The organism is Citromicrobium bathyomarinum, from assembly GCF_021021475.1.
GTDB classification, from domain to species: Bacteria; Pseudomonadota; Alphaproteobacteria; order Sphingomonadales; family Sphingomonadaceae; genus Alteriqipengyuania; species Alteriqipengyuania bathyomarina.
This window is the reverse complement of sequence record NZ_JAINWL010000002.1, coordinates 669,780-690,928: the sequence shown is the minus strand read 5'-3', so window position 1 is coordinate 690,928 and position 21,149 is coordinate 669,780. Positions and strand designations below refer to the sequence as shown.

The window sequence follows — 21,149 nt, the reverse complement described above, 5'->3', positions numbered from 1 at the left end:
ACTTCAGCCTTCGGCGACCCTCACTCTGCCGGCACGGGCTCCGGCGGGCGCGCCGGTCCGCCGGGCAAGCAGCAGCGGCCCAGCGATCGCGATCAGGCAGACCACCCAGAAGATCGCCACGAAGGGCGCGCCGTTGCCCAGCGCAAAACGTGCCAGAAGCGTAGCCACCAGGCCGAGCGGAACACCCGCCACAAGCCCCCACCACGCGGCCCGCAGGTAGGTGGAGCGCTGGCCCCGCCGCTCCCGCTTGTCGAACCAGATGAAGGTGCCGGTTGCCACCACCACGGTCAGCGCCAGCCCGAAGAGGATATAGGCGATCTTGACCGGCAGCCCGCCGAAATTGCCGAAGTGCAGGTTGTACATCGAAGCGGCAACCTGCTGCCCCACCGTGCCGTCGGCCAGGCCCACCGTGCCGCGAAATTCGCCGTCTGCGGAGAATGCGTAGTACTCGCCGAAAATCAGCCGGCGCGGATGTTCCGCGATCACCTGCACGTGCTGACCGGCAGTCCCCGGATCATGCAGGATGACGTAATAGGGATTCACCTCGGGATATTCGCGCTCCATGTAGGCAAGCGCGGGCGCGACGTCGGGCACCGGCGCCGGGGTCGCATCGCCTTCCGGCTCGCCGCCGAACACCGGGGCAAGCGCCGCTTCGCTGTCGCCGCCATAGGCCGCAGCCGCCACCGCGCCACCCGACACGTAGAAAAGCCCGATCATCGCCCCGGTGAGCGCGATCGCCAGCGCGAAGGGCAGCGTCCAGACCGCCAGCCGGTTGTGCCAGTCGAGCGTCGCCACATCGTCCCCCCGGCGCGCGCGCAGGCGGAAGGCATCGCGGAAAATGCGCGGATGGGCGACAATGCCGGAGACCGAGAGCGCCACGATCATCGCGCCGAACAGGCCGACCAGCGTCATGCCGTAGAGCGCCGGCAGGTTGAGCCGATAATGCAGCGCCAGCAGGAATTCGGCCCACGCATTCTCTTCCGGGACCAAGATTTCACCCTGGCGATCGATATGCACGGCCTGCGTATCGGTGGTGATCGTCGTGCGCGGCAGGGCCTCGCTCGGCAGGTGGACATAGAGGTGCGTCGTTGCCGGCTTGCCTTTCTCGCTCGCCAGCACGTTTTCGATCCCGCGCTGGACGCTGGCGGGGGCGATGGCGATCATCTCGGGCGCGTCGAGCTGTTCGAGACGCTGAAACTCTTCGTACAGCACGATGGCGGTGCCGGTGGCGCAAATGAGGTAGAGCAACGCGCAGCACACCAGACCCAGCGCGGAGTGGGCCGAGATCGCCTTGCGGACGGTGTCCTTTGAGAATGCGAAGGTCATGCCGGGCCTCCCTGCAACATGAGAAACGGCGCGGAAAGCGCGGCGATGCCAAGCACCCAGCCCAATTGGGCCCGGCGGCGCGACATCATCAGCAGCGCGAAGGCAAGGATGGGCCAGGCGAGCGGGACCACGGCGAGCACGGCGACATTGCCGTCCGCCTCGGCCCCACCCGATGCCACGATCAGCGCGCGCACCGCGAGCGCCAGCAACAGGCTGGCCGCGAGAGCCAGCGGGCCGGTGATGAGAAAGGTCAGCCAGCCGGACCGGCGGGGCCCGGCCGCTTCGTCGCTCCCGCGATGCACCGTGCGGACCGCTTTCGCCCGGCCCTTCCGCACCTTCCCGGTGGCCGCGAATGCGAGCGCGACGAAGGCCGCGCCGGTCGCGACGAGGATGGCGACCGTGATGCCCCACTCGCCTGCCGCGCGATCCGCGACGGCCAGCGCCGCAATCAGCGCCGCCCAACCTGCAAGGTTGAGGGGGAGCGAGCGCTTCGCCCGCCCCCACGACACCCGCAGCACAGCCACGCCCGCAATTGCGAGCGCGCTGGCAAGCCACATCGACGCATCGCCCGCCATCAGAACGCGACGGTCAGCGAGCCGTTGATGCTGCGCTTCTCGCCCGGATAACAGTCGCCGCGCACCAGGCAGACCGAGTAGTATTCCTCGTTCGTCACGTTGCGCGCGGTGATCCGCAGGCTGAACCGGTCGAAGTCGTAGCCGAGCGACAGATCGCCTACCGTGTGGCCGTCCACACGGTAGGTCAGCAGGCTATTGGTGATCGCCGAGATGCCGTTGCTCTCGTTCCCGCCGACATAGCGGATGCCGCCGCCGAAGCTCAGCCCCTCCAGCGCGCCGGTGAAATTGTAGAGCGCGAAGAGCGAGGCCTGCCAGTCGGAGATCGAGGTCAGCGGCAGCCCGTTGGGATCTTCCGCATCCAGATAGGTGACGTTGCCGTCGATCCGCAGGCCGCCGATCAGCGCGTTGGCTTCCAGCTCCGCACCGCGGATCTTCGAGATGCCTTCCTGCTGGCTGTCGGCCCCCGCCAGCGCGGCGGGATTGGGCAGGTTGGAAACCTCGATATCGAAGACCGACGCTGTGACCAGCGCGTTGATGCCAGTCGGCTGCCACTTGATCCCGGCCTCGTACTGGCGGCCTTCCTGCGGCTTGAGTTGCTTGCTGGTGATCCTGTCGACCCCGACGACCGGCTCGAAGCTTTCCGCGTAGCTGACATAGGGAGAGATACCCGCCGGACCGCGCCACAGCAGGCCGAAGCTCAGGCTGGTCGCATCGTCCTTCTGCGTCGTTCCGTTCTCGACCCGGTTGGTCACATCGTCGAACCGGACTCCCGCGTTGGCGACTAGCGCGCCCCAGCTCATCTGGTCGGAAATGTAGTAGCCGGTCGAATCGACGTAGTTGCGCGGGCCGTTGACCTGCAAGTCGCGGATTTGCTCGACCGTCGGGGCGTTCGTGTACTGCGGATTGAAGACGTTGAGCGTGCCCGCGTTGAACACGTAGGCGGTATCGGAATCGGTGAAGACGTCCTGCGTCTGCACGCCCACCAGCAGTTCGTGCCGGATCGGCCCGGTGTTGAACTCGCCGCGCACGCGTGCGTCGAGCGCCAGCTGTTCGCTCCGGTTATCCGCCAGGTAGAAGGTCCATGCGCCGTCGCCATTGGCGTCGATGCGCGGCACGCCATTGCCCTGAAACGCGATCCACGCCTGGCGATAATCGGCCTTGGAATCGACGTAGCGCCCGACCGCCTCGAAGGAGAACGCATCGCTCAGCTGTTGTTCGAGGATCAGGGTCAGCGCGAAGCTTTCGGTGTCGTAAGCGTTGAAGCCCGGCGCGCCCATGTATTCGTAAGGATCGATTTCCTCGCCGCTGGCCGACGGCAGCAGGGTGCCGGTGACAGGGAGGAACTGGTGCGCCGTGTCCGAATCCTGGTCCGAATAATTGGCCAGGATCGTGATCTCGGTGCCCGAGGCCGGGTGCAAGGTCAGCGCCGGGGCGATGACGAACTTGTTGTCGTCGACCTCGTCGATCTGGGTGCCGGAATCGCGCAGCAGGCCGACGAAGCGGAACTGTGCCTCGTCTTCGGCACCGGGGATGGCGATGTTGATGTCGGTCGCGATCTGCTTGCGATCGAAGCTGCCGTAGTCGAGCCGCACCTCACCCTCGGTCACGCCCTTGGGGCGCTTGGTGACCACATTGATGATGCCGCCGGGCGAACCCGCACCGTAGAGCACCGATGCCGGGCCTTTGAGCACTTCCACCTGCTCCAGCGTGTAGATGTCCTGCCGGGTCGTGTTGTAATATCCAAACAGGTACTGGAGGTTGTCGCGATATTCGGGCGCGGCGAGCCCGCGGACCTTGGCGAAGTCGCCGCGGGTCGAGAAACCGAAGGGCTCGGCGGTGACGCCAGCCGAATAGGTCAGCGCATCGTCGAGCGACTGCGCGCCTTTTTCATCGAAATCCTGCGCGGTCTCGATCGAGATCGAGCGCGCGGTCTCGACGATCGGCGTGTCGGACTTGGTCGCTCCGAAATCGGTCAGCGCGCCGGTGACGACGATCGTACGCTCATCGTTCCCATTCCCCGGATCGCCGGTCTCGGCGGAATCATCCTGAGCGAACGCGGGCGACGCGGCAATCAGTGCAAGCGTTGCGGTCGTGGCGGCGAAAATTGGCTTCACATTTGGCTCCCTGAACACAATCTGACCGCCCGCTAATGAAACCTATTCTCAATTGCAATGGGTGGTTGAGGAAGCTCGCGAAAAAGAAGAACCCGGGCGTCCGGTGAGACGCCCGGGTTCAGGGTCCGATCGGTCCATCAGGGGACTTGCGGTTTTAGACCGGTTGCCGAACCCATCCCAGACACCTTGGGGCCCGGCTACATTGCGAAGCTGACCGATGCTCGCAGCGCATAGCCGATCTGGTCGTTGTGCTCCTCCGCTGAAAGTTCGCCCGAGATGGTGTAGAAAGCATCGCCTCCCACTCCGCGCAGTCGCGCGAACCAGCCGCTGGTTCGCTCCTCGGGCGTCAGAGTAAAGCTGTCGCCGTCGCCGAACCGGGCGGTTGTCGCGCCAAGTTCGCCGGAGAGGATTTCACGCCATCCTCCTTCCGCCTCGATCCGCAGCCAGTTCTTGTCGCGCCTGCGCATGCCGAGCAGATCGACACCGACGGCACTGCCGACATTGACCGCGAGTTCATCGCTGGTCCGATCTTCAACCGTGAGATTCAGTGCCTCGCCGCCGGTCTCGACATAGCCGTCCTCGCTTAGGCGGATATAGTCGAGCGTTACCGACGGCCGGAAGAAGAAGAACTGCGATCCGGCTTCGAGCGAGACACCCGCGATGAAGCTGGTCGCGTTGCCCGACCACTCGCCGTCCATCGTCCGAGTGACGGTCTGATCGCCGTCCTTGCCGTTGAAATAGCGCGCCCCATCGAAGTTCGCGAAACTGTAGGAACCTCGGGCGAAGCCGGACAGCGCGCCCCATTTCCCGCGCCAGTACAGCGCGCCTTCGTAGGTGTTGGAGATGAGGCTGTTGTCGGCCAGCGTATCGTGCCGGTTCCACAGCCAGGTGGCCGTGGCACCGACGGTGCCGAGCCCCGTCTGCAATTCGGCACCGCCAGAGAAACCCAGACCGTCGAGGTCGTATTGCGCGGTGTCTCCTTCATCCTTTGACGAGTCCCACCCCGCCGCATCGAACACGATGCTCAGCTTCTCCTTGCGTTCGAACGGACCCTGCGGCTCCGCGAGCCTCCGCGCGAAGGTCCGGATGCCGAGGCTCAGGCCGTCGAACGCGCCGCCCGCGTGATCGGGCAGGGTCTGCGCGACGGCGGCGCGAAACGGGTCTTTCTCGGTGATGCCTAGGAAGACGCCCGCAACGTCGTCATCCTCGGCCAGAGCTGCGTAAAGCGCATCATAGGCGGTCGTCTGCGCACGGTTGAGGCCGAGTTCGTCGGTCGCCTTGCGGTCGATATCCACCTTCACCAGACCGGCAGCCTGATCCACGGCAAGCTGCGCCTTGTACATGAAGGGGACCAGCGCGACGTCCGGCTTCAGGGATCCAGCGCCTGTCAGCGTACCCGCGTCGATGACGGTGTAGATGCCTTCGGCCTCGGCAATATCGGTCAGCCGCAGCTTGAGTTTTGCACCGTCTGCAAAGCTGGCATTGCCGGTCACGGTGATCCCGCTGCCTGCAGCCGGATCCTTGCTGAGCGTGGTGACGACCACGCCGTTCGCGCCGACGGCAAGTGTCGAAAGAGTGGTGGGCCCAGTCAGATCGAGCGCGCCGCCGTTGACCATGACCGACAGGTTTTCGCTGCCGACCAGACGCCCTTTGAACAGGGCCTTGTCGGCCAGCGTGAGCTTGCCTGCTCCGCCGGAGAAATCGGCCGTGCCCGCGAAGCCCGACGTGCCAGAAAGGGTCAGCTCGTCGGCCTGACCACCGAAGCTCGCTTTCCCGGCAAAGCTCGCATCGCCCGACAGCACGAACCGATCTAGCCCTGCGCCGAACGACACATCGCCCGCGACCGTTCCGTCGAGCAGTTCGAGCCTGTCTTCCCCGCTGCCGAACAGGATGTCGCCCTTGATACCCGGCGCGTCTGCGCCAGAGCCGACCACCGTCTGGCGCACGGTCGCACCGGCGACCACGGCGGTCAGATCGATCGCGATGTTGCGGCCCGTATCGGCCTTCGCGCCGCTGGCAATAATCTGGCCGCTGTTCTCGACCAGACGCAGCGTACCGCTGCGATCGACGATTGCGATTGCCGTACTCGTATCCTTGAGAGCGGTCGCCTTGATCGTCCCGCTATTGCGGACATAGGGGAGGTTCGCCCCGACATCGACCGAAACTGCGGTCGCGCGCGTCGCATCTCTGCCTCCGCCCGAGGCGGAGATGGTGCCAGCGTTACGCAATTCGGCCGTCGAAGCTCCCGCCCCCAGACGCAGTGCGGTGGCATTGCTGTCTATCGAGCTCGCGGCGATCGAACCATTAACGGCAATCCCGCCGGCAATCGTGACATTGCCGCCGCGCCCGCCAACGACCATTCCGTTTCCGTCGATCCCGCTATATACGCCCTGACCCGCGATCGATCCGTCGACAATGATCCCGAACCCGGTCCCGGTCGCAGGCAGAGCGCCGATCGCGATGTCCCTGTCGGTAGCGCCGATCACCACTGCCGGCGCGGCACCATAGGAGACGACCTTGGCGCTGCCTTCCTTCGCGTCGTCGATCCCGTCCTTGTCCTCGTCGGGGTCGTCCTTGTCGGTATCGGCAGGCGGTACTGCGAAGCGGATGCCCTTGGCCACGTCGCCTTCGATAACGATCGCGCTGCCTCCCTGGAGGACATCGTCATCGTCGAGCTTGCTCAGATCGGCGGGCGCGGTCACCGCGCGGTAGCCGGTCGACACGATCGTGCCCTGCACTACCAAAGTGCCATCCAGATCGCCTGCGAAGCGCGCTGCGATCGCATCCTCGCCCTTCGCCGACACCGTTCCGGCTAGCCGCACGTCGCCGGTTACGTCCTGCACGTCGATACTCACGCTGCGATCGCCGAGAACCACGGTCTCGCCATCGTGAACCAGCTTGCCGTCCACCACACCGGCGACCCAGATGCCGGCAGAATCATTGCCTTCGACGGTGATCTTGCCCGAGTTGACGATGTTACCGGTCAGATTGCCGCGGATACGGATGCCCACCCGGTCGGTGCCGACCGCGAAGGGGCCATCGAGATCCTTGTCGTTGTCGATATCGGTCGGCTCGTAGGTTTCATCAACCGTGATCGTCCCGGTGTTGACGATGTCGGACTGCCGGTCGCCGGTCGTCTCGATACCGCTCCCGCCATCGACATTCGTGACGACGATCTTGCCTTCATTGGTCGCATCGTGATCGCTGTCGACGACGATGCCCGAGCCGCTGGTCAGCTCGATCGAACCGTTCTTGGTCACCTTTACATCGTCGCCCGCCCCATCCTTGAGCTGCGAGGTACGAACCGGCTGCGTCCGCTTCGCGTCGACCGTGGTCTGAGCCGCCGCAGGCGCCGCCAAAGCTGCAAGTGCGGTTCCGGCCAGAAGATAACGATACATGCATTCCTCCGTCTTGAGTCAGACGGGAGGACGGAGCCGACGGGAACTTGCCTTGGTCCTGTCGATAAAAATCTCGCGCGCCCGGCCAAGCCGCTAGAACGCGAAGTCGACGCCGATCCGGATGGTACGCGGGCGCAGCGGGGTTTCCTGCGCGCGGACGACCGCAAACGGCGTGCCCAAGGCGAACCGGTTGCCCTTCGCGTCGGCCAGATTGGTGATCGAAAGCGTGCCGCCGATCCGATCATTGCCGATCCGCAGCGTCAGCCCGCTGTCGAGATAGTCCCCCTGCAGATCGCCAAGTTCGGGGCCGATGCCCAGCCGTGATTTGCCGACATAGCTCGCCCACGCGCGTGCATCGAGATCGAGGCTTGCGCCGATCGGACGGGAATATTCGAGCCCCAGCCGCCCGGAAAACTCCGCGATATTGGGCACGTGGGACGTGCGCCCCGTGAGAAGAATAAGGTTGAAGGGTGGCTCGTCGATGGAACTGCGATTGATGCTGGCACCGCCCGTCAGCCGCAGTTCGGGCGTAAGGTACACGCCTGCGCTCGCGCTGATCGTCCACACCCTGCCATCGCCGATATTGGCCGTGCTGGGCAGCCCCGCCACATCGATGAAATCGGCCTGGATGTCGTTCCACCTCGTGTACGAGAGGTTGAGCGCCAGATCGAAGGGATCGCGGCCCGCTCGCCCGTGGCGGATGCCGACCTCGAAGGTCTGCGCGTCGTCGCGATCGAACCGGCGGACGAATTCGCCCTCGATCGCAAGGCCGCCCGGACGGAAGCCCTCCTGATAGCGAAGATAGAGGCTGGTTTCGGGCGCAAGCCGGGCCATCAGCGATGCCGATGGAAGAAAGGCCGACTGGTCCCGCTTCGCCGTCACCGCCGCGCGCTCGATCGCGAGCGCAGCAGAGACATCTTCCGCACTGCCGCCCAGTCGCACCAGCGAATAGCGAGCGCCGAGAGTCGCGATCAGATTGTCGTGCAGGCGGTAGGACCCTTCCGCATAGATCGTCGCTTCCGTCACCGTGTTGAGCACGCCGGTGGTGGCCGCGCGCAGCGTCATCTGCTGCAGGCTGCGGTTGAGCTGGGTACGGTTGTCGACCAGGCTCAGCCCCGCGACCCACCCGAACCGGTCATCGATCGGCTGCCACAGGCGCGTTTCGTGCGCGATCATCCGCGTTTCGTTGCGCTGGACGAACAACCGCTCCTGTTCCTGCTCGGTCGACGCATCGTAGCGTTCTTCCAGGGTCTGATCGGCAATTGCGGTAGAGGACCGCAGACGCACCGCACCGATGCGACCATCGACCACTATCTGGCCGTGCAGGTACTCCGCATCGGACCCTTCACGCACGCGCGCCGCGCTGTCGTAGCCGGGCTGGTTGCGGGTGACGTACTGGCTGTCCTGCGCGCGGGTGGTCTGGCCCAGGCCGATGAGGTCGATCGTCCAGGCCGGTGCCAGCTGCGCGCGCAGGATGGCCCGCCCCGAGAGGATCGAGGTCCGGTTGACGTCGGTCCGGTTGAGGAAGGGCTTGTCGATATAGCCCCCTTCCGTCACCCCATCGAGTGTCACGCGAAGCGCAGCCTTGTCGCTCGCGAGCGGGAGGTTGGCGATCAGGCCGAGATCGGCGCTGCCGTCGCCATGTTCGGTCAGCGCCCCGCCCAGCGTTCCGCTCGCGAAGGACCGGCCGAGTTCGGGGCTGTTGGGTACCAGCCGGATGATCCCGCCGAGCGAGCCCGCGCCGTACAGGGTGCCCTGCGGTCCCTCCAGCACCTCCACCCGTTCGAGGTCGGAAAGCCTGAGATCGGGATCGGGCGCGTTGTAGCTCAGCCGGATATCGCCGAGATACTGCCCGACCGTCGCCTGCGTGGGACCGGTAAAGCTGGAGTCCGCGATGCCGCGGATGAACAGCTTGTTGCGCCCGCTGCCAAGATAGGTCGAGGAAACGGTGGCGACGCGCTGGGTAATCTTCTCGGTCCCGCCGACCCCACCGAGCGCCAGTTCCTCGCCATCGACCATCGAGACCTGCGCGGGCATTTCCTTCAGCGGCAGGTCACGCTTGCTGGCGGTCACCACGATCTCGGTGGGAGGAGCGACAGGCGGCGGCGCGGGGCTCGGGCGTGGCCTGCGCTCGACCTTCGCACCGCGTGTCTCGCTGCGCTGGCGGGAGGTTCGTGCAGGGAGCGGATCGAGCCGCCAGGCCATTGCGCTGATGCGGACCGCGCGGGCGTTCGCCTGCCGCGCCAGCCGCTGCACTGCGGCCTCGGCGGACATGGTCCCGCGAATGCGCGCGACCCGCCGCGACGACAGGCTGGAACCGTTGACCACGATGCTGGACCCGGTCTGACGGGCCAGCGCGATCGCGGAATCCGCGACCGTTCCGGCAGGCACATCAACGCGGCGCTCCTGCGCGCTGGCCGGATATGCCGCGCTCGCCACCAGGGCCGCAACAAGAACCGGGTACACGCGCATCGTCAGCGTCCGCCGAGTATCCAGACATCACCGTCCTGCCGCACGTCGATCCCGAGCAGGGGGCCCAGCGCACCCGGATCGCGCCGTAGCGGATCGATCGCAACGCTCCCCGAAATCGAGCGCGCCTCTCCCGCTTCGGCAAGGCGGTAGGCAATACCGGTCGCTCGCGACAGGTCGCTCGCCACATCGGCCAGCGGGGCGTTGCGGAAGGTCAGCCGCCCTTCCCGCCATTCGCCCACCTGATCGACCGGCACGCTCTCCATCCGGTAGCTGCCCTTTGCCCGATCGAAACTCAGCACCTGGCCCGGATCGATCCGCGCAGCCGGGCCATCCGGCTCGTAGATCACCGCGCCTTCTGCCACGCCCACCGCGACTGTGGTGTCACGGATGGTCACCTCGAACACGGTCCCTGCATCGACAAGAGTCGCATCGCCCACCGCGAGGCGGAAGGGATCGGCATCGTCATGGCGAATCTCGAACACGGCACGCCCGCTGTTCAGGCGTGCCTCCCGCTCGCCATCGACGACCAGTTCGGTGCCACCCGCCAGCACGACCGCGCTGCCATCGCCGAGCTCGATAGTGCGCGTCTCGCCCGCCGCCGTGCGGTAGGTCGTATCGGCATCACCGGCGGGCCACAGCCACAATGCGGCAACAAGGGCGAGACAGGCGGCAAGCGCGGGCGCGAACCAGCGACGAGGCGACCTGTGCCCGCCCTCATCGATATCCTCATCCGACCAGTCGGGATCGTTCGCGGGGAGCGAGGAAAGTGCCCCGGCCCCCTCCTCCACCGCGATCATCGCCCGGTCGTAAGCCTCGGCATGGGCAGGCGAGGCTTCGAGCCAGGCGGTAAACGAAGCCCAGTCGTCGAAGTCCGGCTCCGACGTGCGCACCGCCCACATCGCGGCTTCATCCAGGATTTGCTGATCAACCGCCATTCACGAATGCTCCTGGCCACATGACGGAGTCGTTGCGCTCATACCTCATCCAGCCGCTCCCTGAGTTCGATCAGGACACGATAGACCTGCCGCAAATCGCTCTCGACCGTACTGATACTCACGCCGAATTCCTGGGCGATCACACGCTGGGCGATGCCGTCGATCCGGCTGCGGCGAAAGATTGCCACCGCGCGCGGCGGCAGTGGCGCCAGCGCTTCCTCGACCCGTGCCGCAAGCTGCCTGCCTGCAACCACCCGTTCGGCCGAGGGACTGTCGGACACGCCGTTCGCTACCCCGCTATGCCCTTCCACCCAGGCCGCATCACGCTGTTCGGCCTGCCTGGCGGAGCGGTAGCGGTCGATCATCGCGGCGTTGGCCGCGCGATAGAGATAGGCGAGCGGTGCGGCGATCGGCCCTGCCTCCACCCGCGAAATTCTCAGCCAGACTTCCTGCAGAATGTCCTCGGCATCCTCCCCCGCCCCGCGCGCGACGAGAAAGCGCAGAAGCTTGTCCCGGTTCGCGAGGAAAACGGCCTCTAGGCCGTCAGGGGAATCGCCGGAGTCTGGCAAAGTCAGTTTACTCGCTTGCGTGGGCGGATGACCGATAAACATACCCCAGGGCAGACGCCCCAGCGGGACTTATCGGTCGCGTCGATGCCGCAATTCGCGAGGTGAGGTATGGGCATCCCGAGTGTCTGGCAATAGCTTTGGCAAGCTATCGCGTGGCGTTGGCACAAGCGAACTTGGTCGATGGGCCTGGGTGCCGAGCGGACTTTCCTAGCGGCGGAGGTCGCGTTTCAGCACTGCCTCCGCACCGATGAGAAAAACGTCGATACTGAAGTCGATCTGTTCATCGCCATACGTCTCGTACCCATGATCGAGAATGCGCAGAAGATTGGCGAATTTTTCCGGATTCAGACGCTCCAGCGCAGCGCGCAGCGCCTTTGGGCGGGGTTTCTCCATCGAACCCGTCGCCTGTATCACATCGCGGGCATGGCCGAGACACAGGGTGGAAAGCATGGTCACCAGTCGCGTGGCCGCCTCGTCCGTAAATCCGGCTTCGAAAAAACGCGCGAAGAGACTCTCGTTCGCTTCGAGCGACCACGTGGTCAGCGGTTCGTCGAACCACAGGTGCTCGGACAGCTTCCCCAGCGACAGGGCTCGCTCCAGGAAGCTACTGGCATAGATGCGAGAGGCATCGCGCCAGTCTTCGGCAGCCCGAATCGCGTCGGGTGAGAATTCGTCCGCAAAAGCCTTGTGAGCCAGGATGGTGAGCAGGGCCTCACGATCTTTCACGTAATAGTTCAAAGCTTTACGATCGACCTGCATCGCTTTGGCGAGCGATTGCATCGTCAAATCTTCCACCTCGAAGCTCTGCGCAGTCTCGACGATCTGATCGAGATCGAGTCCCGCCCGTTGCCCGCGTGACCGGACAGTCTGTGGACGCTTCATCGGATGCTTCGGTGCCTGCTGTTCATGCCCCGATCCTGTCGCAAAGCATCGCCGAAGCCAAGCCCGGACACTTTGGCTGCCCGCGCATCTTGCAGACTTGACACGACACGCCTCCTTAAGCTTATTCCCGCACGGGAATATAAAGGATGCCACTCATGACCGATCAAGCCCATGCCAATCTGCGTAGAAACCCCAATGTCGTGAGCCGCGAACGGCTTCGCGGCCCCGCGTCACGATGGCGCAGGCACGGGGAGCCGACGCTCGCCGGTTCCGGCCCGGATATCGACGATGGGGTGTTAGGGCCGGGGTCGCTCGCCTGGGATGTCTTGCTGCACCCCGCCACGATCGTCTTTCAGTCGGCGGCGCAGTTCATCCTGCAGCTGACCTACAAGCCGGTTTCCGCAGGTGTTCGGGACAATGACCCCATTTCTAAGAAGGCACGTGCCGGCACGCTCTCGCTGTTCGACATCTTCGATCGGGGCCAGCGCAATTCGGGCATCCACGCGCCGATGTGGCTGGGCGACATGGACACGGCAAAGCGCGTGTCGGGCCACCTCATCCGCATCCACGAAAAGGTCAAAGGCGACCTGATCGATGTCGGGGAGCCCGAACTGGGCGGCTATGCGGCCAACTCGCCGCGCGACTCCATGTGGGCAGCGCTGACCGAAATGCACACGATGTTGTGGGTCTATGAGCGGCTGGCGTTCCGCAATGGCCTGCCGAAGCGCCTGTCCGACGAACAGCGGGACGAATATATCCGCGAAGTGAAGGAATATTGCCGCCTGTTCCCGCATAACGAGGAAGGCCTGCCCAACTCCATGGCCGAGCTGCGCGCGCTGTACGAACGCGATGCAAATCTGTTTGGCGGCTCGGAGCTGATGGCGATCATCCCCGCAACCGGGCAGCAGTTCCCGAAACTCGTCGCGGAATCGATCAAGAAGAATTACCATCCCTCGCAGTTTCTGGTGCAGATCCAGCTGTTCCTTCAGGACAAGCTGCTCAAGCTTCCCGCCATGGCCGCAGTTTCGGGCAAGACCCGGCGTAACGCCGGGATCTCTCCCGCGACGGAAAAGCGCATCCTGTGCGCGCGCAAGCTGATGATGCCGATTATCTGGCTGGTCCAGCAGGGCCCGGTAGAGCGCTATTTCATGCGGATGATGTCGGGCCGGACTCGGTCAAGCTGATCAAGGAGGCCCGCAAGCTTCACGCCGCGGCCAAGGCTCGGATGCGACAGACGGAGCTCGCCTGACGAAAGATCGACTACCGACTTCGGTTTTTCGGTTGGCGCACGCCAACAAGCATGAGCAGCCAATCGTCGGTAACGTGATCGCCCTGCTCGGGCCGAGCTCCAGTCGCGTCCGCAACACGGTTAGCGATAGTGTCCCCGGCTATTGGCGGTTGCCGGCTGTGTCGGTGTCGCCTGGCTCGGCCCCGCTCTCCACCTCGGGCTTGGGCGAAGGCGGACGTTCCTCCCACGCGGCCTTTCGCCCGCGCTCCAGGCCGTAGTCGTACAGATCTTGCATGAAGTCCTGCGCGAACAGATCGTGGTTTTCGATCTTATAGTCTTGGGCGATGTAGGTCAGATGGTAGGCAGCCCCGTTTCCTTGCGACCACGTATAGGCCGAATTCACACGATCCTGCAGGCTGGCGAAGAGTATCACATCGATCGTGCGCGCGGCGATATCCGGCACCGAGCCGTCGATCATCTCGAATTCGCCGGCCATCTTGCCATTCACCAGCAGATAAAGCTCTGTCTGCGGGCCCGCTCGCCCGGTCTGCCCCTCCGCGACCGATGGAGAGGCCAGCAGCGTGGCGATCGCGCCGCCGTCCACATGCAATTCGCTGATCTGTCGGCCCTCGACCTGCGTCTCGATCAGGACGGGAGGGAAGAGGACCGGAACAGAACTGCTCGCCAGCAGGATACGGCGAAACAGAGCATAGCGGTCTGGCGCATCGCTTGCCGCAATCGCACCCATGTCCCAGACCGCATTGCCGGGACGATCGAGATTGACCGTGCCGACGAACAGCCTGCGTCCAGCGCGATGCTCCTCCGCCACCGCATCGATCACGGCGTTGGTCGCGAATCGGGCGATCAGCTGTTCGAGCGGGCCGGTGGTCGCGGCGCTCGATGAAAACGGAATCGCAAGCGGAAAGCGCATTTCGAACACGTCGTCGGGCGTGATCTGAGTATAGGCCGCCTTCATCTCGTCGTCGTAGTCGGACCCGAGCAGGGCAAACGGCGCGATCAGAGCCCCGGTGCTGACCCCCGTCACGATCGAGAAGCGCGGGCGCTTGCCAGACTGGCTCCAGCCGTTGAGAAAACCTGCGCCATAGGCCCCCTTGTCGCCGCCGCCCGACAGGGCGAGCAAGCGCAGCGGCTCTCCGTCTGCCGGTGCGGGCAGCGACATCTGCTGGATAAGATCGGGCGCGTCGGCCCAATACCGCACGCGCGGCATGTCGCGCGGCTGCGCGGCATCGACCTGCGTTGCTTCGAACGGCTCGCGCTCGATGGTTGCGCACCCGGCCAGCGGCAATGCCGCGGCGAGTACGAACAGCGCGAAAAAACGCACCGCCCGGCGCGTCTGGATAGGTGCGTCGTTTATCGGCCTATGGTTCATTGCCATTTGCGCTCCTCCTGGCCTGATCATCGGCAAGAGCCCAGCCTCGGCCCTGCACGGCGAATTGAATGGCCATCGACAACCAGTCGATACTCGATAGTCTGCCTTTACCAAGGGGGCAGATGTGGCAAAGCCGAAGACAGCAGTCGTCCTGATCCATGGAATTGGCGAACAGCGGCCGATGGATACGCTGTGGGGCTTTGTCCGCGCAGCATGGACCCACGACGCCGAGCTTGTGCATGCGACCCGGAACGAGGTCTGGTCGAAGCCGGAACTGGTGACGGGTTCGTTCGAGCTGCGCCGGATTACCACCCGGGAAGCAAGTTACGGCGATAAGCGCCGCTTCGATTTCTTCGAGTTCTACTGGGCGCACCACATGCAAGGGCATACCCTCGGCGGCCTGCTGCGCTGGACCCTGAAACTCTTCTTGCGCGCGCCTTCCCAAGTGCCAAAGGGCCTCTTTCTCGCCTGGTGTATCGGGGTCGGGTTGCTGGTCGCAGCCGCTGTGCTGGCGATCCTCGCCTGGCAGGGCGATTTGATGGCCAGCCTCGGCATTCCGCGCTGGATTGTCATCAGCGCGCCTCTGCTTCTCGCAGCGGGCAGCTTCATCCTTCATGCGATCATCCTGCCACAGGCGGGCGATGCCGCGCGATATCTCAGCCCGGAGCCGAACAATGTCGCCATTCGCCAGCAGATACGCGAGGACGGCGTCTCGCTGATCGAAAAGCTGACCGCCAGTGGCGAGTACGACCGCATCGTCGTCGCCGGGCACAGCCTGGGGTCGGTCATCGCTCACGACCTTCTGAACTTCGCGTGGAACCGCCTCGACCGGTCGAAAATGTCCGCGATCCATGCGGCCGACAGCGCGGCGATGGAAGCTCTCTCAGCATTGGAAGCTGCCGCACGCGACCTTGTGGATGCATCACCAGCCGATCGACCTGCAAGGCGAACAGCATATCGCAATGCGCAGCGCCTCTATCACAAAACGCTTGCCAAGGGCGAGGCGCCGCTCTGGATCGTGAGCGACCTTGTGACCATCGGCAGTCCCCTGAGCAAGGCCGCCCTGCTGATCGGCCACGATGCCGAGGATCTGGAGGCCCGTGTCGCGCGCCGGGAGATACCGTCGTCGCCGCCGGTGCTTGAAGGAAAGAAGGGCAACCGTCGTTTTTCCTATCCACCCGCGAACAAGGTCCGGCGTCCGCACCATGGGGCCGTTTTCGGCCCAACCGTGTGGACCAACCTGTACCATCCACATCATCTCATCTGGTTTGGCGACATCGTGTCCGGCCCGCTGCGGCAGCTCTTCGGGCCGGCAGTGCTCGATGTCCGGCTTCCGATTGGCAAGCCGCCGGGTTTCCGCCATCTCGATTACTGGAAAAACCCCGACGCCGAGCCCGTGCACCCAACTATCGCGGCGCTTCGTCGCGCGCTCAATCTGAGGGCGCGGGACACGGACGAAGCATTGTGGGGCGAGGCGGCCGGCAAGGACGAGATCGTCGCCGACACCGAAATGCAAGGAGACTGACCGCCATGCGATATGTCGAACGCGACCGGATAGAGCCGCCCGCCGTGTTCGGGAGCGATGATGCGCGGATCAGCCGCCAACGTGTGCTCGATCTTTTCATGAGCGGCCCGGAAACCCTGCTGCAAACCCGTTCCGACCGTAGCCGATCAATCGCCGATCACCCCGAGGTGCGCCGCGCGCTCGCAGAACTGTTCAACCATTCCTGCGCCTTTTGCGAGACCCTCATCGATGATCCCAAGGTGTTCCGGTTTCGGCCTGCAGAGGGTGCGCACCCCGTCACCGACCGCGACTTCGCACACCTCTATTATGCCTGGCTCGCCGATGCCTGGCAGAACCTGTATCCGATTTGCTGGGAGTGCATGCCAGAGGATCCGTTCTATTTCCCGGTCGCCGACCGTCGACGAAGCCCGATCCCAAACCCCGGGCAGCTTAGCGAATATATCGACCGCGGCGATGGTCGCTGGCCGTTCTATCCTCTCGACGAGAAAACGATCTTCCTGGACCCCTGCAACGACCGGGATCTCTGGCGACATCTCCGTTTCTGGAGCGATGGAAGCATCGGCGCGTACAGCAACAGTCGCCGAGGACGCGCCACAATCAGACAGTTTCGGCTCGATCGTCGATCTCTGAGAGAAGAGCGGGTCGTCATGTTCGAGCGGTATTTCGCTCAGTTGTGGGAAGGTCTGGAAACCGAGGACTATGACGATGGCCGCTCTCTGTTTCCCCACAGGGGCCCGTTTAGCGGCGGTTGGCGCATATACCTTCGCGATCTCCTCGCGCGCGCGCTCAATCGACGCGCGAGCGAGGATGTCGAACGGCAACTGCTCGTTCTGCGCGAACATCGCGATTGGAGGGATCGTTTGGAGCGTGCCCGTGAAGCCCTCTTTGCACCGCCGGAGCCAGAAGAGGCGTGGAACAGCGAGCGGCTCTACTACGAAGCTTCTGCTCCCCGAGAGCCTCGGCGGATCGTCATCCGCAATTTCAAATCGCTGGAGAATATCGAGGTCCGTCTTCCAGCTCCCTCGACCAGCGGCGAACCTAATGCTGCCGCGCTTCTGATCCTGGGGGAGAATGCGGCCGGCAAGAGCACGATACTCGAAGCCATCGCGATCGCGCTGATGGATACGGAAACACGTCACATGCTGGACCTGAAAGCCGGGCAGCTCGTGCTCAATCCCCGGTATCTCGGCGCGCGCGGAGCGCCCAGCCCCGAGCAGGCCGAGGTTGAACTACACTATGCGGAAGGCGAAAAGCAGCATCTGTCGATCGCGCCCAGCACGTTAGCGAGCAGTGATCATTTCACCGAACACGACTTTCGCACCCAAGGCGAGCCGAACTCCATCCCGCTGTTCGCCTATGGCGCCTTCCGGCAATATCTGGACGCCCAACGGCGCTACACCAAGCACAAGCATGTCCGCAGCATGTTCCAGACCGATCAGCTGCTCTCCAATCCGGAGCGCTGGCTGCTCGGTTTGAAGAGAGCCGAGTTCAACATGGCCGTTCGCGCAATGCGGGATGTGTTCAGCATCGATGGCGAGTTCGATGTGCTCGAGCGCCGGGACGACCGCGTATTCGTGGTCCAGAAGCTCGGCGAAGGTGAAGCCGGACCGCTCCAGCACACGCCGCTGACGATCGTTTCTTCGGGATTTCGGGCCGTGCTCGCCATGTTGTGCGACATCATGCAGGGGTTGATGGACAGGCGTGTGAACCCGGAGTTCAGCACGCTGGAGACCGCGAGGGGCATCGTCCTGATCGACGAGATCGAGGCGCATCTGCACCCCCGTTGGAAAATGGCGATCATGACCGGCCTGCGGCGCGCGCTACCACAGGTCACCTTCATCGCCACATCGCACGATCCCTTGTGCCTGCGCGGCATGAAGCCTGGAGAAGTGCTGGTCCTCGAACGGATTCCGGGTGCTCAGGCCGACACCGAGCTTCCGGTGTTCACCCAATCGCTGGTCGATCTTCCCGACAATAGTCACTGGACCATCGAACAACTGCTCACCGCCGACTTCTTCCAGCTGCGAAGCACCGAAAACGCCGATGCCGAACGCCGTCTCGCGCGCATGCAGGACAAGCTTGCCCTCGGAGTGACACCGGCTGAAGATCCGGAATTGCAGGCCTACCTCAATGAGATCAGCGGCGCGCTCCCGATCGGCGACAGCGAGGTCCACCGGCTGGTGCAGGAAGCCGTCGCCATATTCCTCGCCGAGCAGCGCACCGCAACGCGCGAGCGATTGAAGGGCCTGAAAGAAGAGACCCGCCAAGCCATCGTCGAAGCGCTGCGGAGCGCCACATGAGGCCGGTGCCGCGACCCGCCGATGTGCCCGAAATTCTCACTACCAAGGGTGCCGAGGAACGGAAGAAGGCCGTGCGATACTTCGGGCCGCCGAGGGCGTCCGCAAAGGCCTTCCCGTTTGCGATCTACAAGCACAAGGAAGTAAAAAACGAGCTGGAACGGCTGTTTCGCGGAAAGTGCGCCTACTGCGAAACTTTCTATGCGAGCGCCCAGTCGATGGACGTCGAGCATTACCGGCCAAAGGGTGCGGTGGAGGGCGACGCCGCGCATCCAGGTTACTGGTGGATCGCGATGGCATGGGACAATCTCCTGCCGAGCTGCATCGACTGCAATCGCAAGCGCTATCAGATCACGCCAAGGGGAGATGTCAGCCAGGTCCGGCTGCACGAAAACACGCTCGGTTTCTCCAGATCATCGACGGTCGGCACCGGCAAGAAAGACAGCTTCCCGCTCGCTGCAGGCGGGGTTCGCGCGACCCGGGCCGATGATCCCCTGTCTGCCGAAAAGCCGCTGCTGCTGAACCCGTGCGAGGAAGATCCGGGGGAGCATCTGGAATACCTGTTCGACCCCGCCAACCCTGTCTCCTTCGTGGTCGCGCGCAAGCTGGTGGGGGGCGACCCGGACTTCGCCGGAGACCACTCCCTCAGCCTCAAAGGCGCGACTTCGATCCACGTCTACGGGCTCAACCGTATCGGCCTGGTCCAGGCCCGCACCGAAGTTCTTCGACGGCTCGAGTTTCTCGGCGCCTTGATGATCGACCTGAAGGCGCTGGCGCAGGACCTCGCGGGTGCGCCGCCCGATGAGACGGTTCGTCGGGCGGAACGGGCCGTCTCCGGATTTGCCGACCGCTTGCTGGTCGAGATGAGAGCGATGGCCGATCCGGCACGGCCCTATTCGGCGATGGTCGCGGCCTGGCTGGACCACTTCGCGTCCAGAGTGGCGGATCCCGACGGTGCGTAGAGAGGCTTCCGGAGCCGGTTAGCTGGCGTTGTATCGACACGCCTGATTTTCGATGTTAATTCCGCCTTCTGCCACCGCGCAAAGCTGCTCCACTCCGGATATCCGCCACCTATCCGACAAGCCTCGCGACCTGCTGGACCGCCAGCACGATAAACAGGATCGCCGATCCCGCCAGCGTGATGTTTGAAACCACACCGTTGCGGGCCTCTGCCGGCAGGCGTTCGGAATTGTTCAGCATCAGCAGCGTGATGGCGAGGAACGGCATGAAGAGCGCCCCGAACGCGCCGTAGATGATTACGAGCAGGAAGGGGCGGTCCGCGAACAGCAGGAGCATCGGCGGAAAGGTCAGCCAGGCGAGGTAGAAACGATAGGCGTTGCTGCCCTCGTGCCCGCCCTCTTCGCGGCCCTTCATCTGATACCACCAGTCGGAGAAAAACAGGCTCATCCCCTGCCACACACCGAGCAGGGATGAGACCGAGGTCGCAGCGAAGCCGATCAGGAACAGGGTCGCAATCGTCGCGCCGAACCGCTCCTCCAGCACGCCCGATAGGCCCAGCAGCCCCTGGTCGCTGTCCTGCAGCGCGATACCGGCGGAATGGAGCAGTTCGGCACCCACGATCAGCATGGCAATGACGAAAATACCCGTCACGATGTACGCGGTGGAATTGTCCACCCGCATCATCGGCAGCCACGGCGTGCCGCGCCATCCCTTGGCCTGCGTCCAGTAGCCATAGGCGGCGGTGGTGATCGTCCCGCCGACCCCGCCGATCAGGCCGAGCGTGTAGAACAGCGAGCCTTCGGGCAGCGTGAAGGTCATGCCGCGGGCAAGGTCCGGCAGGCTTGGCGCGACGAGGATCGCCAGCCCCACCATGATGACGAACATCGTGCCCACGAGCAGCTTCATCACCGTCTCGAAGGTCTCGTACTTGTTGAACCACACGAATACGAAGCCGAACAGGCCCGCGATGATCGCCCAGGCGCGCAGCGACAGGCCCGGAAACAGCGCGGTCAGCGGCAGGGCGGTCGCGCTCATCGCGGTGGCGCCGTAGATGAAACCCCAGATGATCACGTAGACGCCGAAATACCAGCTGGTCCATCGGCCCAGCGATCGCCAGCCCGCAAGGATGGTCGAGCCTGTGGCGAGGTGATAGCGGGCGGAGCCTTCGGACAGCGCGATCTTGACGATGCAACCGAGCACCGCGGCCCACAGCAAGGCATAGCCGAAGCGCGACCCGGCAATCAGCGTGGCGACCAGATCGCCGGCCCCCACCCCGGTCGCCGCGACCACGATTCCGGGGCCGAGATGGCGCCACATCCGGCCGCGCGTCGGCGGAGCATGCCCGGCATCCGGTCCTTCCGGATCGCTCGCATGATGGTGCTGCGCCATTTCGCCCTGGTCGCTCATGATTGCGCTCTCCCTCTTTCGGCCCCCCGGTGCGAAAGCCCAAGCGCGCCGCATATACGCGGGGCGCGTGC

General features: G+C 64.4%; 14 protein-coding genes. 4 read left to right on the top strand and 10 right to left on the bottom strand.

Annotation, left to right across the window (positions count from 1 at the left end; translation table 11 throughout):
• Positions 1-3: 3 nt before the first annotated feature.
• The 8 genes from K7H93_RS11160 to K7H93_RS11125 all read right to left on the bottom strand — a co-directional run bounded on the left by K7H93_RS11160 (position 4) and on the right by K7H93_RS11125 (position 12,271).
• Positions 4-1,326, bottom strand: coding sequence for a PepSY-associated TM helix domain-containing protein (locus tag K7H93_RS11160; RefSeq protein WP_230783668.1), 1,323 nt, complete (start codon positions 1,324-1,326; stop codon positions 4-6).
• Positions 1,323-1,901 carry a hypothetical protein gene (locus K7H93_RS11155; RefSeq protein WP_230783667.1) on the bottom strand — a complete coding sequence of 193 codons (579 nt, stop codon included), beginning with the start codon at positions 1,899-1,901 and terminating at the stop codon, positions 1,323-1,325. Before K7H93_RS11155 ends, K7H93_RS11160 begins: the two co-directional genes overlap by 4 nt.
• A complete protein-coding gene (locus K7H93_RS11150; protein ID WP_230783666.1) occupies positions 1,901-4,015 on the bottom strand; it encodes a TonB-dependent siderophore receptor in 2,115 nt (704 codons plus the stop codon). The genes K7H93_RS11155 and K7H93_RS11150 overlap by 1 nt, the downstream gene beginning before the upstream one ends.
• A gap of 197 nt (positions 4,016-4,212) precedes the next feature.
• Entirely contained in the window at positions 4,213-7,413 is a 3,201-nt protein-coding gene (locus K7H93_RS11145; protein WP_230783665.1) for an autotransporter outer membrane beta-barrel domain-containing protein, read from the bottom strand.
• 93 nt (positions 7,414-7,506) lie between these two features.
• Complete coding sequence (locus K7H93_RS11140; RefSeq protein ID WP_230783664.1) at positions 7,507-9,885, bottom strand: TonB-dependent receptor; 2,379 nt, start codon at positions 9,883-9,885, stop codon at positions 7,507-7,509.
• 2 nt (positions 9,886-9,887) lie between these two features.
• Positions 9,888-10,820, bottom strand: a complete 933-nt coding sequence (locus tag K7H93_RS11135; RefSeq protein ID WP_230783663.1) for a FecR family protein — start codon at positions 10,818-10,820, stop codon at positions 9,888-9,890.
• A gap of 38 nt (positions 10,821-10,858) precedes the next feature.
• A complete protein-coding gene (locus K7H93_RS11130; RefSeq protein ID WP_230783662.1) occupies positions 10,859-11,389 on the bottom strand; it encodes an RNA polymerase sigma factor in 531 nt (176 codons plus the stop codon).
• A gap of 207 nt (positions 11,390-11,596) precedes the next feature.
• The gene (locus K7H93_RS11125; RefSeq protein WP_230783661.1) at positions 11,597-12,271 is read right to left on the bottom strand and encodes a TetR family transcriptional regulator; all 675 of its coding nucleotides are present in this window, start codon (positions 12,269-12,271) and stop codon (positions 11,597-11,599) included.
• Between the two features lie 155 nt (positions 12,272-12,426).
• Between K7H93_RS11125 and K7H93_RS11120 the strand changes: the two genes are divergently transcribed.
• Positions 12,427-13,455, top strand: coding sequence for an oxygenase MpaB family protein (locus K7H93_RS11120; protein WP_230783660.1), 1,029 nt, complete (start codon positions 12,427-12,429; stop codon positions 13,453-13,455).
• Between the two features lie 204 nt (positions 13,456-13,659).
• Here K7H93_RS11120 and K7H93_RS11115 read toward each other — a convergent pair whose 3' ends face one another.
• Positions 13,660-14,895: a patatin-like phospholipase family protein gene (locus K7H93_RS11115; protein ID WP_230783659.1), complete on the bottom strand. Its 1,236-nt coding sequence runs from the start codon at positions 14,893-14,895 to the stop codon at positions 13,660-13,662.
• Between the two features lie 118 nt (positions 14,896-15,013).
• Here K7H93_RS11115 and K7H93_RS11110 point away from each other — a divergent pair, with 118 nt between their 5' ends.
• The 3 genes from K7H93_RS11110 to K7H93_RS11100 are packed head-to-tail and all read left to right on the top strand — an operon-like array spanning position 15,014 to position 19,673.
• Positions 15,014-16,414 (top strand): hypothetical protein, encoded by a 1,401-nt coding sequence (locus tag K7H93_RS11110; protein ID WP_230783658.1) that lies wholly within the window; start codon positions 15,014-15,016, stop codon positions 16,412-16,414.
• A gap of 5 nt (positions 16,415-16,419) precedes the next feature.
• Complete coding sequence (locus K7H93_RS11105) at positions 16,420-18,714, top strand: AAA family ATPase (RefSeq protein WP_230783657.1); 2,295 nt, start codon at positions 16,420-16,422, stop codon at positions 18,712-18,714.
• Positions 18,711-19,673, top strand: a complete 963-nt coding sequence (locus K7H93_RS11100) for an HNH endonuclease family protein (RefSeq protein WP_230783656.1) — start codon at positions 18,711-18,713, stop codon at positions 19,671-19,673. Before K7H93_RS11105 ends, K7H93_RS11100 begins: the two co-directional genes overlap by 4 nt.
• 109 nt (positions 19,674-19,782) lie before the next feature.
• Here the strand turns inward: K7H93_RS11100 and K7H93_RS11095 are convergent, their stop codons facing one another.
• Complete coding sequence (locus tag K7H93_RS11095) at positions 19,783-21,078, bottom strand: Nramp family divalent metal transporter (RefSeq protein WP_230783655.1); 1,296 nt, start codon at positions 21,076-21,078, stop codon at positions 19,783-19,785.
• Positions 21,079-21,149 lie beyond the last annotated feature (71 nt).